The following is a 15689-nucleotide window of genomic DNA, read 5'->3' on the forward strand; positions in this document are numbered from 1 at the left end:
AAGGGGTTACGTTACGAGTTAACAGGCCCTATGAACTCTTTTGAAACCGTCTCTTAGCGTGATGTCACGTGTACTGCTATTCGGCGAGCCCACGCTTTCGGCCAGCGTGTATCGGAAATCGCGCAACGTCGCGCGAATTGCCCTGTCGATTTCTTCCTCCGATGCGCCGCGATAGCGGAAGCGTGCGAGGATGTTGCTAGAGCGGCTGGAACCGTTGAATAAGTGACGTCTCACCGGGAAGATAGCTTTGTAAAGCCCCGGGATAGCGTTCGGCAATTGTGCGTCGACGAATATCTTGCCGACGGGCTCTGGCAGCATCAAGAATCCACCGCGTGTGGGCGAGGTTGACGCGACTGACGCCGCCTGCGCCCGTGCGGCGAACCGCGCCTCGTCACCTGATTGGTGGGTGACCCAGAGGTCGAAGAGGTCGACGCCGTACAATTCATGGAAAAGAAAGGGAATTTCCCCGCTGCCGACACGGGCACCGACTTCCAGAAAATAAAATCCGTCGCAAGCTCCGATTATCTCGAGATGAAACGGTCCATTACGCAAGGCGAGCGCTTTCAGGCACGCCGCCGCGAATTCAAGCACAGCATCATTGAGCGGCCCCGGGTCGAGCATCACCGAGCCTAGGGGTTTTCCTTGTGCAAACTGAAGACGGGTGTTGATGTAGCGGGACGCGCGCGCAATTACCCATGTGTTGTCTCGCACGAAACCGTCAACGTGATAGACGGGCCCTTCGATGTACTCCTCGCACTCGTACTCAACCAGCGGTAGTGTCGGCCACAACATATCCAAGCGCGTACGGGTGTCGATGAGCCGTACGTCTAGGCTTGCGGCTGCGGTACGTGGCTTTACAATGATCGGAAAGCGCATTACAGGGGACGAATTTGCTTTCGCAAAGACCACATCTTCCAACGCTGCAACGCGTGGCACACGCAGGGCCGCGGCAGCAACGGTATGCTTCATAACGGCCTTGTCACGAAAGCGGACGACGGTATCGTGAAGATCGCCAGGAATATTGAACGAATTGCGCAGTCGCGCGGCCTTCAGAAGGTCGAATTCGGACAATGCGATCAGTCTGTCGATGCCGCCGAGCGCCGCTTGACAGGAGGTCATCGCCTTATGCAGCGCGTCTTCATCGAGGATGTCGGATAGCTCTTCGACGTGCGCGGTTTGAGAGGCGTCGAGCGCAGCCGCGCCGTTCGGCGTGCAGATATAAGCGACGTTATTCGCCGCATGATCGATGTAGCGATGGTAAGCTGCAAAGCCGTCAGACCAGCGGTTAAGCACGACTATGCGGCTACGTGGGGCGGGGTTGTTGGTTGTCATGAAGGGCAAACCGTTCGATATCTTTACAGGCCCGGCGGGATCCGAGCGTTCTCAGCGCTTCGGCAAGGCGCAAATCAAGGGTCTGGCGATCTGGCGCGATGAACAGCACATGGCCGACACGGCCGCTCATCGCCGCTCACTGTGGCACTGTGCTGCCGATATGAGAATGGACCTCCACCTCCTGGAAACCTGGTATGGCGCGAACGCGTTCGACGGCGGCCGCGTCGCCTACAGGTGCGAAGAACCGTACGCCGGTAACACACACGGGAGGCTTTGCATCGGCGTCGGGGGCTGGCTCGGGATCGCCGAGGTGGCTGCGTATCGCTATTTCCGGCAGATCGATTGACCTGCTGAGTTCGGTCAGCCGATAGATGCGATCACCTCCGAGGCAGGCCGCGATCTTGATCAGCACCGGACCGTCGCGTGTTATGCGCACTTTGGCGTGGAAAACACCGAGGGTCAGTCCAATCTGCGCCGCGGCGTGCTCTACGTAATTGACGAGCGCGGCTCCTTGGTCCGCGGTCAAAGAGGCTTCGACAAAATGGCCCAATTTTGTGAAATTCTGCTCTGCGCCCAAGAGATTTTCGATTACTGCGACGACGCGGGGTCCGTGCTGGCTGCTGACGTAGCCTTCGATGCAGTACTCTGGGCCTTCCAGATACTGTTCAAGGAGCAACACGTTGCCGGTCTTATGGTCGATATCGACAACGCCGTGATGCATTGCGCACTCGACCGCAAGTTGCAACTGGGAAAGGGAATTGACGTACGTCACATGCATGCCTCCGCCGCGGACAGGCTTGAGGACGGCTGGAAAACCTACGTGTAAAGCGGCTGTCATGACGTCGCGATGATGTGCGATGAGGGCGAACACAGGAACCGCCAGTGCGGCGGCGGCGAGATGCATGCGGCTGCAGTATTTATCGCGCGTGAGTGCTGCCGCTTCCGGCTGCAAATGTGGAAGACCGAGGAGCGCCGCTGATTCAGCTGCTACGCCTGTTGCGTATTCGCAACCGGGTACGATCGCATCGACGCCAATGGCGCATGCGGCGACCGCCACGGCGTTCGGCGAGGCAGTGTCTACCATCGTGTACGGCACCGTAGCGGCCTGCAGTTTGCGTGACAGGGGGAGCTCATCGCAGTTGGCCGAAAACACGTGGGTGGCCACGCCAAGGCGCACAGCTGAGGCGACAAGCGCGGTCCCGGACGAACGCGGCTCAATCACGATGATGGCGGTCATTTGAATGCTGCCTGTTCTGTGCCGGGTTCCGGCCGGGGTAGGGTCGCGACACGCAACTCTTCGAAATACTCGTGAATCATTCCGACAAAGTTGTTCAAATAGATCTCTGCTTTTCCCATTCCGCCCCAGCCGCCGATCGCGAGCTTGAGCGCGATCCATGTGGAGTCTTCCAGGCTGCGCGATTCGGCGTACTCAATGTGGCTGAGCGTACCTTTTACGTGGTCGTGCCCGAATGCGCGCGCGGCTGATTCCGCGATGACCTTGTTGTAGCGGCCCGAATACCATGCCTGCAACCAGTTCCAGAGCATCGTAGCGAGGGGGCCATCGCGGACGATGCTGAAGTAGAGATATCCGATTAGCTTGTCTGTACTATTGAATGGTCTAATGCTGTCCACGCTTGCTGCGGTCAGGCCGAACCTCTCGAGGTCATGCAGAAGATGGCATTCTTGCCCATATTCTTGTGCGAGGTGCTGCGCGAGCATCTGCGCGAGCGAGTTATCCTCGCGGCCGACTTTGTAAAGCGCGAATGCGCCTACTTCGTTGTTGAGCCGGATGCGTAACACGGTTTCGACGAGGTGGCGGCGATAGTACTCACCGTCGATCCAGTCGCCGCGGTGGAACGCAACGGTTTCCGGCGAAATCGCGAGTATCTGGTCCATGGCGTGCTTGGCAAGCGCCTCGAAGCGAACCCGATCGTTGGGTGTATTCATGTGATCTCCAGATAAGATGAGAAGGAGCGAACGCGGCGCGCTGGGTTGCGGGTCGGCGGCGCATGAACCGGAGACACGAATTCTCGTCGCACGAAGCAATGGTGGCTCCCTCGGATTGCGAAAGTCCCCACGCTTGGCGTCGAAGCTGCGCACCGGTCGTTGTGCGACGAGAAGGCGTTGAAGGCCCACCGCTCTCGGTTGGCCCCAAATTGGGGCGCTCTTTGCAGAGCGGTCTGCTTTGGCAAACGCCATCGCATCGAAATGATTTCTGTCAACCGACAACTGGCCCAATCGTTTCCTTAAACACAGCGAATGCTTTTTGCAACACGTATCTAGGCATCGTTCTCATTCGTTTTTTGCTCACCCATGCTCTCTACGTGAGCGACGGAAGGATACTAACCGCAGCGGTATGCATGGTATAAGTTGATAATGTTTATGTTTGAATGAGGGAAATTGATGATTCGTGATCTCGACAGCACGCTACTGCGTACGTTCGTGACGGTAGTGGAAGCCGGCAGTGTGAGCAATGCTGCCATGGAGCTACATCGTACACAGGCTGCCGTCAGCATGGCCCTTCGGCGGCTCGAAGACGCAGTCGGCCAGCGCCTCCTTGAACGTTCCCCGCGCGGCGTGAAGCCGACCTCTGCGGGCAACGTTCTGTTGCCGTATGCACACAAGCTGCTCGAAATTGGCCTTGCGGCCCGTTCCGCCCTTACTTCGGGTGAAGTTGCGGGTACCGTGAAGATCGGAATTCCCGAGGACATCGCAATGAGTCACCTCCGCCATGCACTGCGGCAATTTTCGACATTGTTTCCTGATGTAGCCCTGGAGATCGTCGTTGATGCGAGTCCGGCCTTATCGCAGCGGCTCATGAGCAACACACTCGATTTCGCGATTGGTGATCCAGCTCTGATCCCCGCGGAACCGCTCGTCACCTGGCGACATCCCCTTCGCTGGGCGGTTGCGCGCACGCGCAACGATAATCTCGGAGACGGTCCGCTGCCGATTGTTGCATTCGGCGGTGCATGCCGGTGGCAGGAGAGCTATTTTGCCACGTTGCTTGAAGCAGGTATCGCTTGGCGCGTGGCCTGCAAAAGCACGAGCCTCTCTGCGGTTCAGTCAGCCGTTGAGGCCGGGCTCGGCGTTGCGCTGCTTCTGGACTGGCAGGTGCGCCGCGATACGATGCGTGCGATCGATCCCGGCGCAGTAGGGTTGCCGCTCCCGCCGGTGGCGGAATTCGGTCTCTTTAGTCCTGGGCGTTTAGAAGACCGCTCGTCTGCGGCCAACGCACTTCAGCGTTTTCTCTTCCGTTCGCTGCAACTGAGTACTCTTGGAGACGGTGCACACGACGGAGCGTCAGCAGGCTTGCCACTGCGTGCTTCAAACTGATGAACCTCTGAGACAAACGCGTCGAAGGGCCGAACTTCGGCGCGCCAAATGGAGGTGCAGACGATAACGTCTTGTTTTTTGAATCCAGCATTAACGCTAAGTGACGCGTATTCTATAATTCACGCGCAGTCATGCTAATTCCTCACAAATCAAGTGCGCGGCTCATACATTTAAACATAGACTGCCGGACAGATCTAAATTTGTCGTAAAACCTACGTTTTTTTTCGGTAGTATCCCATCTGCGCACAAAGATACCTCGTGTTCTTTGTCGCATCTCTGACACCGCGACTGCGATTGTGTCGTCTCTGTCTGCTTTTGTCGGATTTCGTGCCCGTTGCGGCAAGAATTCACCGTGGCTTGCGCAAATGTAGCGCCGCCATTCATTGTGTTGGGACCCGGGACCCGGGTCCCGCGGTGCTAACGTGCAATTTCCGGAGTTCAGATCTATGTCGCATCTCGATGTCAATGAGAGTCATCTCAATTTTGATGTGGTCTACGAAGTAGTAAAGACGTTGACCTCGTCACGAGATACCGAAAGGACGTTGGAGAGATCTTTGCGTTACCTCTCATATGCGTGCGGATGGCGCTCCGCGTTTATTGCGGTCGCTGAGCCAGACGGCCATCTGGGCGGCCTGTGTGGCACGGGGTTGTCGGCGGGCTGGCGTGAACGTCTGCGTTTCCTGCCCAATGACGGGGTATTGGGGCGAATACACGCCAACGACTCGGCCGTGGTCGTGGCGAGACTGCGTGATGAACCACTCTTCGTGGACAGCATCGATATGCTTGACGAATGGGAAGGTGAGCATGTGGCACTGCTCGGGGCGCCGATCAGGTATGAAGGGCGGCCGCTCGGCGTAATTGTTGCGTTCTGCGAGAATACGGACGGACAGCGCGCCTTTGCTAGCGACCTCCAACTCATGAAGGTCGTCGCGGCGTCAATGGGCCAGGCACTTCTGCTTGATGGTGTGTCGGGGCAGATGCACCAAACCGCGCGACAGGAGATGAGACGAGCGGTCAATGCAGACCAGACTTCGTATCGTATCGACAATGTGTTCGGAGAATCTGCCCCTATGCAACGCGTCTTTTCGCAGGTTCATCAAGTAGGGCCTACGCGGACGACGGTGCTTTTGCGCGGCGAGAGCGGAACTGGAAAGGAGCTGATCGCGCGTGCGATTTATGGGTTATCGCCCCGCAAGGACCAGCCGTTCATCTCAGTGAACTGTGCGGCGCTCACTGAAACACTGCTAGAAAGCGAATTGTTTGGCCATGAGAAGGGAGCGTTTACCGGTGCGCAATATCAACGCAAAGGGCGTTTTGAACTGGCACACGGCGGGACACTTTTACTCGACGAGATCGGCGACATTTCGCCTTCGTTCCAAGCCAAATTGTTGCGGGTTTTGCAGGAGCGAGAGTTCGAGCGGGTGGGTGGCACCACCCCGGTAAGAGTCGACGTTAGGCTGATCGTCGCCACGAACCGCAACCTCGAACAAATGGTGAAGGCGGGGGAATTTCGTGCGGATCTCTACTACCGCATCAACGTCGTGAGTATCCTTTTGCCGCCGCTGCGCGAACGCCGTGAGGACATCCCGGCAATGGCACAGCACTTTCTGGATCGCTTTAACCGCGACAATCGTCGATCTTTGCATTTCAATGAACAAGCGTTTCGGGTTCTCTCCAGCTGCTACTGGCCTGGCAATGTGCGCGAGCTGGAAAATTGCGTTGAGCGTACCGCGACCATGGCGGATCACGACACGATAGATCGATTTTCCTTTCTGTGTGAGAGAGGCCAGTGCCTCACCAAAGAACTGCACTACATCGAACGAGAAGACGCTGTGCGTCCTGCCCGCACATTGGACGCTACAAACAGTGAAGTGCCGAATGCCCTGTCGAGCGTAAGTGCCGGTGATTGGAATGAGGGTAGCTTCGAGACGCGAAGCGGTAGCGACATGCCGGGGAGCGCGCGGGAACAGCTTGTGTGGGCAATGGAGCGCTGTGGATGGGTACAAGCGAAGGCCGCACGACTCCTCCATATCACGCCGCGGCAGATCGGCTACGCACTGCGTAAACACGGGATCAAGCTGCGCCGCTTCTGACGGCCGCGGCGGTTGCGCGCATGCATTTGGAGAGACTGGGCGAGAAGACTACCGGCAGGCAGGCTCTTGCCTGTCGGATCACTGTAGTGATTAGTTCAACTTCTTCAACGCAGGTAACAAGAACGACAAATCTGGCTTCGGCATAGCGCCGCTATGACCGCTAACTTGGGCTGCGATGGTGGTACGCAATTTGCCTGTAGTCGTGGACTTCTATCGTCGGGACTCTACGATGTGGCTAAAGACGAGCGCTGTCGAGATCTTCAACGAACCGGGTTGCGCAAAGAACCTGGCGAAGAGCGAAAAGGAGCGCAAGCAAGGCTGTTCGAAGCAGGTTTCGCCGGGGGCGGCCGCTGGCGGATGCGCATTCGACGGCGCGCGGATCGCATTGCAGCCCGTGGTCGACGTTGCACACTTGGTGCACGGGCCTATTGCATGTGAAGGAAACTCTTGGGACAACCGCCATTCGGCATCGTCTGGGCCGACTCTCTACCGCACTGCGTTCACAACCGATATTAACGAACTCGATGTAATTTACGGCGGCGAGAGGCGGCTCTTCAGGAGTCTGCGTGAAATTTTCGAAAAGTACGATCCGCCCGCCGTGTTCGTCTATCAGACGTGCGTGACCGCATTGATCGGCGATGACATAGACGCCGTATGCAAGCACGCGTCGGAAAAGTTCGGTAAGCCCATCATACCGGTGAATGCGCCCGGTTTCGCAGGATCCAAAAACTTCGGCAACAAGCTCGCAGGGGAGACGATCCTCGATTACGTCATCGGCACGCGCGAGCCGGCTTACAAGACACCATTCGATATCAATCTTATCGGTGAATATAACCTCTCGGGCGAGTTGTGGCAGATAAAGCCGTTGTTCGAGGCGCTCGGCATCCGGATTCTGTCCTGCATCTCGGGAGACGGCCGCTACAGCGAGATCGCGAGCGCACACTGCGCGAAGGTCAACATGGTGGTGTGCTCCAAGTCCATGCTCAACGTTGCGACAAAAATGCAGAAGCGCTACGGTATTCCATACCTCGAGGGTTCATTCTATGGAATTGGCGACATGAGCGACGCGCTGCGCGGGGTCGCGAGGCTACTGGTGGAGCGGGGCGCGCCGGACGATCTTATCGTGCGCACCGAGCACCTTGTCAAGGCAGAAGAGGCGCGCGTATGGGGGCGCGTTGCTCCGTACAGGCAGCGGCTCGATGGCAAACGTGTGCTGCTCATCACGGGCGGCGTGAAGTCATGGTCGGTGGTCGCGGCGCTGCAGGAGATCGGGCTCGAGATCGTCGGCACGAGTGTGAAGAAAAGCACGGAGGGGGATAAGGAAAGAATCAAGGAGATCATGGGCGATGACACGCGCATGGTCGACAATTTGACGGCGCGCGAGATGTACAACATGCTCCGGGATGCGAAGGCCGACATCATGCTGTCTGGCGGGCGCTCGCAGTTTGTCGCACTTAAGGCGCGCGTGCCGTGGCTCGACGTGAATCAGGAGCGACACCATCCATACGCTGGCTACGAGGGCATTGTTAAATTGGTGCAGGAGATCGACCGTGCAATCCAGAACCCAGTCTGGCAGCAGGTGCGTATTCCTGCGCCGTGGGACGACGAAGGGCTAGTGCATCGCGAGGGGATTCTTAAGTCTTCCGCGCACATCAATCCGGTTCCGCGGGGCGCAGACGGTGAGGCCTACGATTGGAACTTCCGCGCGGCGGTATCGAGTTGAGTTTCAGAGTGGGGCACATATCATGGCGATAGTCGTTGAGTCTGGAAAAGCCTGTACCGTTAATCCCCTAAGAATGAGTCAACCGCTCGGCGCGACGTATGCAGCCATGGGTCTTGATGCATGCATGCCGGTAATGCACGGCTCGCAGGGCTGTACGTCCTTCGCGCTCGTACTACTGGTGCGCCATTTCAAAGAAGCCATTCCGCTGCAAACAACGGCGATGAGCGAGGTCACCACGATTCTCGGCGGATACGAGAACGTAGAGACAGCGCTGCTGAACATCCGCAAGCGCGCGGCGCCTAAGATCATTTTGCTCTGCACGACGGGCCTGACTGAGACGAACGGCGAAGATGTGGAGGGGCACCTTGCGATGGTGCGAAAACGCAAGCGCGAACTGGACGATACTGAACTTATCCTCGTATCGACACCGGACTATATTGGTGCCTTTGAGGACGGCTACAGGCGCGCTGTGACCGCGATCGTCGAGACACTGGTGAAGCCGTTGCCGACGGTACCTCAGCAGATCAATCTGGTGCCGGGCAGTCATCTATCGCCTGGCGACATCGACGAGCTTCGCGAGATTATTTGCGCATTCGGACTGGAGCCGATTGTGCTTCCAGATGTTTCCGGCTCCCTCGACGGCCACCTTGATTCTGCGTGGCGTGGCACGACGCTGGGCGGAACGACGATTGATCAGATCCGCGCCGCGGGGGCGTCGTCATTCACGATTGGCGTGGGTGAGCAAACGCGCGACGCCGCCAAGACGCTCGAAGCAATTGCCGGCGTGCCGTTCGAGATCCTCGAGCGGCTAACGGGGCTGGAGCCGAACGACCGGTTCTTGCATCGCCTTGCACAACTTTCGGGGCGTGCAGTCCCGGCCCGGTATCGCCGGCAGCGCAGCCAGCTACTGGATGCGATGCTCGACAGCCATTTTCATACTGGTGGTCTCAAAGTGGCGATCGGTGCGGAGCCGGACCTGCTGCTTTCGATCGGTTCGCTGCTCCGTGAAATGGGTGCGGAACTATCTGTTTGCATCAGTACCACTGCTTCGGCATCGCATGCGCTGTTGCCGGCAAGCCAAGTCATATTGGGGGACCTGGAGGACATGGAACGAGGCGCGAATAATTGCGACCTGCTGATCACGCATTCGCACGGCAGGCAGATGGCCGGTCGCCTCGGAAAGCCGCTGATGCGCGCGGGCTTGCCGGTGTTTGACCGCGTCGGCAACGCCCATCGTTGCCAGATAGGTTATCGCGGCACAATGAATCTTATTTTCGAGATTGCCAATCTCATGGTCGAGGGGATCTCGGAACCTCATCCGGGCGACTGGAAACTGCCGCAATCATCGGGCGGTCTTGATGTTTCGGTTCCGGGTTAGGTTTAAGAGACGGTTTCATAAAGGCTGTTAAGTTCGCTGAAGAGTGTTCCAGCAGATCAAGCAACAGCCGAGTTTGAGGAATGCTTCGTGAATGTCTGCACGACGTTCAAAGCGAATGCGTAGACGGCGGAAGTTATGCAACCAGGCATGTGTACGTTCGACGACCCAACGGACTTTTCCAAGGCCGCTACCGTGCGGGTGGCCGCGCCGCGCGATGCTGGTGGGGATGTTGCGCGCGTGAAGGATGCGTCGGTACTTGTCATGATCGTAACCGCGGTCGGCGTAGACACGGCCGGGACGACTCAACGGCCGGCCGCGCACGCCGCCAATCGGCACGATGGCTTCGATGAACGGGATCAGTTGGGTGACGTCGTGACGATTGGCGCCGGTCAGGATTGCCGCGATCGGCGTGCCGTTGGCGTCGGTGGCAATGTGGTGTTTGGAACCAGGTCGCGCTCGATCGGTGGGGTTCGGGCCAGTTTTTCGCCTGCCCCAACCGCACGAATCGACGATGAGTCGACGACGACGCGGGAGAAGTCGATCTTCTCGGCCGCTCGCCGTTTCTCCAGCAGCAGTGCGTGCAGTCGATCCCACACGCCGGCTTGCTGCCAATCGCGTAGCCTGCGCCAACAACTGACGCCAGAGCCGCATCCCATCTCCGCTGGCAGATCTCGCCAGCGGATGCCAGTCTTCAGCACGAACAAGATGCCGGTCAGCGCAGCGCGATCCGGTACCGGCTTGCGGCCCGGATGCTTGAGGCGGCGTAACTTCGCCGGTGGTAGCAGAGGCTCGATCAGTGCCCACAGTTCGTCGTTGATGATTGGTTTGCCCATCTCCTCGATCCTGTTGTCACAACGATCGAGGTTAACAGGTTGCGTTACGGGTTAACAGCCCCTACGAGCTCTTTTTGAAACCACTTCTAAGAGAAGGGTGTTACATGCCGTAACTTGAACTTTATGAGGAGACCAGCGCATGAAGATCGCATTTGCGACACAGGACAAAGTGCACGTCGACGCTCATTTTGGCTGGGCGAAAAGCATTGCGGTCTACGACGTGACGACGGAAGAGCATACACTTTTACAGATTTTTGATTTCGGCGACAAGCTGGTGCAGGACGGCGATGATGAGAAACTTGCGCCGAAGCTCGAAGTGATCCGCGACTGCGCGATCTTGTATGTCGCGGCCATAGGCGGTACTGCGGCTGCGCGCGTTGTAGCACTTAATGTCCATCCAGTGAAAGTGCCGCAGCCGTTGCTGATCGAAGAAATTCTAATCAAGCTGAGCAGGGTTCTGAAAGGCTCGCCGGCTCCGTGGTTGCGCAAGAAGCTCACCAGGGAACGTGGCAGATCGTACGATTTTGCAGGGGACGATGAGTTGCCATCTGGCCAAAGCCGATCTTCGAGTATGGCGGTTCATGTTGCCAGTGACGCCTGTAGTGCGTCGTCCGATAAGGAGGGCATGATGAGTAACGATTCGCGGGAACTTAAGACGCGCCTGAAAAAACTCAACTCGTTGGCCACGCAGGCGAAGATGGATCTGCACGATCTGTCAGAAGAACTGCCAACGGGTTGGGAGCAGATAATGGTAGTCGCGCAACGCTGTCACGACGCGCATGCCGCGCTGATGCAGGCACGTCAGACCGCAGTTTCGGCTTCCGATTAAACTTCGGATCTCCAAATGAGCCATCTTTTTAGTGTGATACTCCCAAGCGGAGAGGTCTGGATACCTCGCTTTGTAGATTCACTCGATGAACAAAAATGCATCGGTTGCGGGCGATGTTTCCGGGTGTGTTCTCGCGGCGTACTTCAACTGTTAGGCATCGATGAAGCGGGCGATCATGTTCCACTGGATGATGACGATGAAGACGAGGACGAGCATGAAAGGAAGGTCATGACGATTGCGTATCGAGGTCTCTGCGTTGGCTGCACGGCATGTGCGAAGATATGCCCGAAAGGATGCTACACACATGCTGCGGCTCAAGTGTGAGCAAGCGAGGATTCCTATGGATTACTACGCGGCGTTAATGCGCTATGCGAGAAACCCGGACGACTTGACGGTGCTTGCGGTCGCCGGTGTGCTCGCAGCCGCGGTCGACGAAGGCGGTACGGAAAGATTGCCTATCCCCGGACTGGATGCCGAGGAGACACACTGGCTGCTTGCTCGCTGGTTCCCCGATGCTGAGAGTTCACTGGGCCTTTACTTTGGCGCGCCGGCTGCAGATTCACAACTAGGACCGTCTTATGACGACATCGATCTTGTAACGTTGTTAAAGACACACGCCAATCCGGGGGCAGGCACAACGACCGAGATCCATTGCATTTCTCACGCACTGGCCTGCGCTTGCGCAGGCAAAAAACATTTGTGGCAGGAGCTACGCCTTTCTTCGCGCGGCGAATTGTCGGCGCTTCTCGAGTACTGGTTTCCGGCGCTTGCTGAAAAGAACGTTCACGGCATGAAGTGGAAGAAGTTTCTCTACAAGGAACTTTGCAGGAGCGAAGCGTTGAACGTGTGCCGGGCCTCAAGCTGTGGGGAGTGTGCGGAATATTCTAGTTGCTTTGGGCCGGAATGATTTTGCGGATCAGTGGCGACTCGGATCAATATAGATATATTTGATGCCTTCTTCTAACGGTTGCAGGATGAATCACGTAATGTGTGTGATGTGGTGCACAGTACGGCGAGTGATATGAATCAAAAACGATTAGGAATATTAACGTTAGTCTGCGGGGAACAGTTATGAAGAAGTTAAAGAGGGTGCTCTGTGGTGCTCTGATGGTCGCTGCGCTGGTGGCGGCGGCGGCGCTGGCTTCTGCTGCCTCGGAAAAGGAATGCGCGTGGCTAAACGCGGAGAGCCTTTTAGAGAGTTTTACCGTTTACTGGTGGCCCGGCGGGGGGGGGCCCTATGTGGTTCGTCAAGCGGCTGGGGCTGACTTGGGTTCGTAAAAGGTGCCGTCTCGCAGCATGGCGAACAGGACGTCGCAGCGGCGCCGTGCCAGTGCGATGAGCGCCTGGTTATGCCGCTTGCCCTGCTGGACCTTGCGTGCGTAGTAAGCCCGTGAGACGGGGTCTCTCAAGGCGGCGAAGGCCGCTAGAAACAATGCCCGTTTGAGCACCTTGTTGCCGCGTCTGGACGGATGCTCGCCACGGATGGATGAGCCTGAGCGCCGGGTAACTGGTGCGAGGCCAGCGTGGGCCGCCAGGTGACCTGCCGAAGCGAATGCTTTGTGCGCGACCTCGGTGAGGAGTCTTGCGGCGGTCCTGACGCCGACTCCAGGCATGCTGGTCAGGACCGGCCAAAGAGGGTGAGCAAGCACCAGCCGCTCAACTTCGGCGGCGATTTCGTCGCGCTGTTTGCGCAAGGAGGCGAGCTGCTGGGCTAGACGGGGCATGACGATGGTGGCGGCCTGCGTCCCGGGCACGATCACGGCCTGTTCACCCAGTTCAGTTGGCAAGCGTCTTCTCGCTGGTTGCTGCAAGCGCCGCTGGAGACGAGTAGCGCTCGAGTAGATCAAGCACGGCTGGATGGTCGAGGCGCGGTCCGAGAACGCGCTCAAGTGCGGGATGAATCTGGGTGCGCAGGCCGTGAATGCGGTTGCTGGTTTGTGTAATTTGAGCGGCGAGATCGTCGTCGAAGCCGCAGAGCATGGTCAGCTCGGCGAGCGGCTCATCAGCTAACCGAAGCGAGCGCAGTGTATGCGGCATCGAGCGGGCGCCCTCGGCGATGATTGTGGCGTCGCGGGCGTCTGTCTTGGCTTCACCGGCATGCAGGTCAGCAATGCGGCGCATCGCCAGTCCGGGCAGATAGGCAACCAGAACGCCTTCATCGCGCGCGCCGGCCACCGGCAATGCGCCAATGGTGGAGGGCTGGTCGACAACGAAGAGAAGGCGGCCATGCACCTTGAGTTCGGCGATGAGGGCGTGCAGTTTGGTCTCGTCGTCGGGCGCCCGAATTGTGCGAGAAGGGCTTCCATCACGTTGAAGCCGACGCAGTCGGCCGGGTGCAGCCGGCGCAGCTTGGCAAGGAGCTTTTTAGTCGTACTGTGTCACATAATTAGTTGCGCGCTCTATTGTCGCAGAGGAAGAGAGCCATCGTTGCATGAGTCTTTGTCCAAGCAGGATGCGCAACGTAGTAATGGAGTCAGGAACGTGACGTTGAGCGCGCTGGACCGCCCCGAGGGATGTAATCGGAGGGAAGGGCAGGCAGCGCGCGTTTAAGGAAGTTTTTTTTATCGCGTCCATCTGATTGCATTCTGAGTCGCTGAGCCATCAGAAACCCATACGCAGCGATACTCAGTGTGGCGTGGTGGTGGAAGCCACGCCAGCCTCGTCCTTCGTAATGACCGAGCCCGAACTCCTGTTTCAGGTCCTGATAGTCGCGCTCGATGCGCCAGCGCATTTTGGTCACGAACACAAGCTGCTCAAGTGTCGCCTCCTCGGGGGCGGTAGTGAGAAAGTATTTGAGCGGCTCCGTATCGCCATCGGGCCATTCAATAAGCAGCCATTCTTCGTCACAAACGGTGCTTCGCCAAGTGTCGCGATGTGCGGGACGAACCCGTACAGCGGCAAAGCGTGAGGAAAGTGCCGCGTTGCTGCCTTCCCGCCAGGTTACGGATTGCCAGGCGTTAACGGGTAATTGCATGGCCAGTTCCTTCACCGCGATCGGTTCATGGCCGGGCGCACGGCGCAACAAAGTCGGTGGCTTGCCGCGCCCGCTCCAGGGCTTGGGCGGAAGCGGCGCCGTACCTGGCGCCCACACAGAGGTGACCGACCGGATCCCTACCGCGTACAACAAACCCAATTCAGTTACGCCATCCCGGAAAGCGGTTTCGTCGCCGTACCCAGCATCGGCCAGCACGATGCCCGGCGCAACGTCGGATGCTATAGCCTCGCGAAGCTGGTCCAGCGCAATCTGCGGCTTGGGCTCGAAAGCCAGATCGTCGGGAATGCCAGCGCGACGGGCACGTTCCCGGTCGTCAATCCATTCCTTGGGGATATACAATTGCCAGGCAATCGGCAAACTGCCGCGTTGCGTCGCGATCGACAGGCTCACGGCGACCTGACAGTTGTCCTGCTTTCCGAGCTGCCCACAGTACTGACGTGCCACCCCGACCGAATGACGTCCCTTCTTTGGAAAGCCGGTGTCGTCAATAATCCAGTAGTAGCCGCTTTCTTCAGCAGCATGTGCGTCTAACGCGGGCATCACCCATTCGCGTATCCGCTGCAAGACCGCATGGTCAGACCAGTCTGCCTTGGCCACAAAGTGGTGGAGTGACTGGTGTTTCGCGCTCGCGTGAAGTGGATCAATGTGCGCGGCCATCGGCTCGACGCTCTTGTGCGACAGTGGCAATAACAAACCCGAGCAGTAACCCTTGAGGCCGGCATGACGATCGGCGTGCCCTAACGCATGCCCCAGATGATTCAGATATGCGTCAAATTCGTCGGCATCTTCTCTCATCGCGATCGCCTGAAGTCTGTATTATTCAATGGTACTAGGTATCGCCTCGCTGCGAGTTTTATTTTGTGACACAGTAAGATTATGGCAACCGCGCGTTCGCAGCGGCGAACGCTGATAAAGGCCAGCGCCTTCAGCGTGAAGAGCCAAAAGCGTGCCGGTCCAGGAATCGTGAAATCTGTGTCGCCTGGCTGTACCGCACACCAGTCAATGTCAATTGACGCTTCCCGCGCTGCAGCTGTCAAAGCCTTGGTTGCAACTTCCTTCGCCTCGCCAAGCTCGCCCCGGTTCGCGTGAAACTTGTATAGCAGATAGTAGGGTGGCAGGCAGCGCGGGTGACAAAGAACGGCGGTCCACAATGCAGCGGTAACATCGTCA

General features: G+C 58.0%; 13 protein-coding genes and 2 pseudogenes. 8 read left to right on the forward strand and 7 right to left on the reverse strand.

Annotated features, from left to right (window positions below; translation table 11 throughout):
* Positions 1-18: 18 nt before the first annotated feature.
* The 3 genes from A3CW_RS49265 to A3CW_RS0140535 all read right to left on the reverse strand — a co-directional run bounded on the left by A3CW_RS49265 (position 19) and on the right by A3CW_RS0140535 (position 3279).
* Positions 19-1332 carry an ATP-grasp domain-containing protein gene (locus tag A3CW_RS49265; RefSeq protein ID WP_051482047.1) on the reverse strand — a complete coding sequence of 438 codons (1314 nt, stop codon included), beginning with the start codon at positions 1330-1332 and terminating at the stop codon, positions 19-21.
* A gap of 136 nt (positions 1333-1468) precedes the next feature.
* Positions 1469-2569 (reverse strand): ATP-grasp domain-containing protein, encoded by a 1101-nt coding sequence (locus A3CW_RS51670; protein WP_245623864.1) that lies wholly within the window; start codon positions 2567-2569, stop codon positions 1469-1471.
* Complete coding sequence (locus A3CW_RS0140535; RefSeq protein ID WP_028208627.1) at positions 2566-3279, reverse strand: hypothetical protein; 714 nt, start codon at positions 3277-3279, stop codon at positions 2566-2568. Before A3CW_RS0140535 ends, A3CW_RS51670 begins: the two co-directional genes overlap by 4 nt.
* A 456-nt stretch (positions 3280-3735) precedes the next feature.
* Here A3CW_RS0140535 and A3CW_RS0140540 point away from each other — a divergent pair, with 456 nt between their 5' ends.
* From A3CW_RS0140540 to nifN, 4 genes are all read left to right on the forward strand, one after another.
* Positions 3736-4668 (forward strand): LysR family transcriptional regulator, encoded by a 933-nt coding sequence (locus tag A3CW_RS0140540; protein ID WP_028208628.1) that lies wholly within the window; start codon positions 3736-3738, stop codon positions 4666-4668.
* 446 nt (positions 4669-5114) lie between these two features.
* Entirely contained in the window at positions 5115-6761 is a 1647-nt protein-coding gene (nifA, locus tag A3CW_RS0140545; RefSeq protein ID WP_028208629.1) for a nif-specific transcriptional activator NifA, read from the forward strand.
* Between the two features lie 229 nt (positions 6762-6990).
* On the forward strand, positions 6991-8484 hold the full coding sequence (gene nifE, locus A3CW_RS49270) for a nitrogenase iron-molybdenum cofactor biosynthesis protein NifE (protein ID WP_051482048.1): 1494 nt from the start codon (positions 6991-6993) through the stop codon (positions 8482-8484).
* Between the two features lie 22 nt (positions 8485-8506).
* Positions 8507-9862 (forward strand): nitrogenase iron-molybdenum cofactor biosynthesis protein NifN, encoded by a 1356-nt coding sequence (nifN, locus tag A3CW_RS0140555; RefSeq protein ID WP_028208630.1) that lies wholly within the window; start codon positions 8507-8509, stop codon positions 9860-9862.
* A gap of 27 nt (positions 9863-9889) precedes the next feature.
* Here the strand turns inward: nifN and A3CW_RS51675 are convergent.
* Positions 9890-10695 (reverse strand): IS5 family transposase gene (locus A3CW_RS51675; protein ID WP_154678192.1). Its coding sequence is split into 2 segments (ribosomal slippage): positions 9890-10347 and positions 10347-10695, totalling 807 coding nucleotides; the frame shifts between segments, so codons are not numbered across the junction.
* Between the two features lie 139 nt (positions 10696-10834).
* On the opposite strand from A3CW_RS51675, the pseudogene nifX reads away from it, so the two are divergent.
* The 4 genes and pseudogenes from nifX to A3CW_RS0140570 form a co-directional block, all read left to right on the forward strand.
* A pseudogene (gene nifX / locus A3CW_RS54110) lies at positions 10835-11248 on the forward strand (nitrogen fixation protein NifX); the annotation flags it as partial.
* A gap of 75 nt (positions 11249-11323) precedes the next feature.
* The gene (locus tag A3CW_RS54115) at positions 11324-11524 is read left to right on the forward strand and encodes a CCE_0567 family metalloprotein (protein WP_245623865.1); all 201 of its coding nucleotides are present in this window, start codon (positions 11324-11326) and stop codon (positions 11522-11524) included.
* Between the two features lie 15 nt (positions 11525-11539).
* Entirely contained in the window at positions 11540-11848 is a 309-nt protein-coding gene (fdxB, locus tag A3CW_RS51680) for a ferredoxin III, nif-specific (protein ID WP_081772041.1), read from the forward strand.
* Between the two features lie 16 nt (positions 11849-11864).
* A complete protein-coding gene (locus tag A3CW_RS0140570) occupies positions 11865-12431 on the forward strand; it encodes a nitrogen fixation protein NifQ (RefSeq protein ID WP_028208632.1) in 567 nt (188 codons plus the stop codon).
* 340 nt (positions 12432-12771) lie between these two features.
* Here the strand turns inward: A3CW_RS0140570 and A3CW_RS49280 are convergent.
* The 3 genes and pseudogenes from A3CW_RS49280 to A3CW_RS53675 form a co-directional block, all read right to left on the reverse strand.
* A pseudogene (locus tag A3CW_RS49280) lies at positions 12772-13801 on the reverse strand (IS110 family RNA-guided transposase); the annotation flags it as partial.
* A 196-nt stretch (positions 13802-13997) separates the two neighbouring features.
* Complete coding sequence (locus A3CW_RS0140580; protein ID WP_028208633.1) at positions 13998-15314, reverse strand: IS701 family transposase; 1317 nt, start codon at positions 15312-15314, stop codon at positions 13998-14000.
* Positions 15311-15689: hypothetical protein (locus A3CW_RS53675; protein ID WP_211254128.1), on the reverse strand; the 379-nt coding region annotated here is incomplete at its 5' end. The genes A3CW_RS53675 and A3CW_RS0140580, both read right to left, overlap by 4 nt.

Source organism: Paraburkholderia nodosa DSM 21604 (genome assembly GCF_000519185.1).
GTDB classification, from domain to species: Bacteria; Pseudomonadota; Gammaproteobacteria; order Burkholderiales; family Burkholderiaceae; genus Paraburkholderia; species Paraburkholderia nodosa.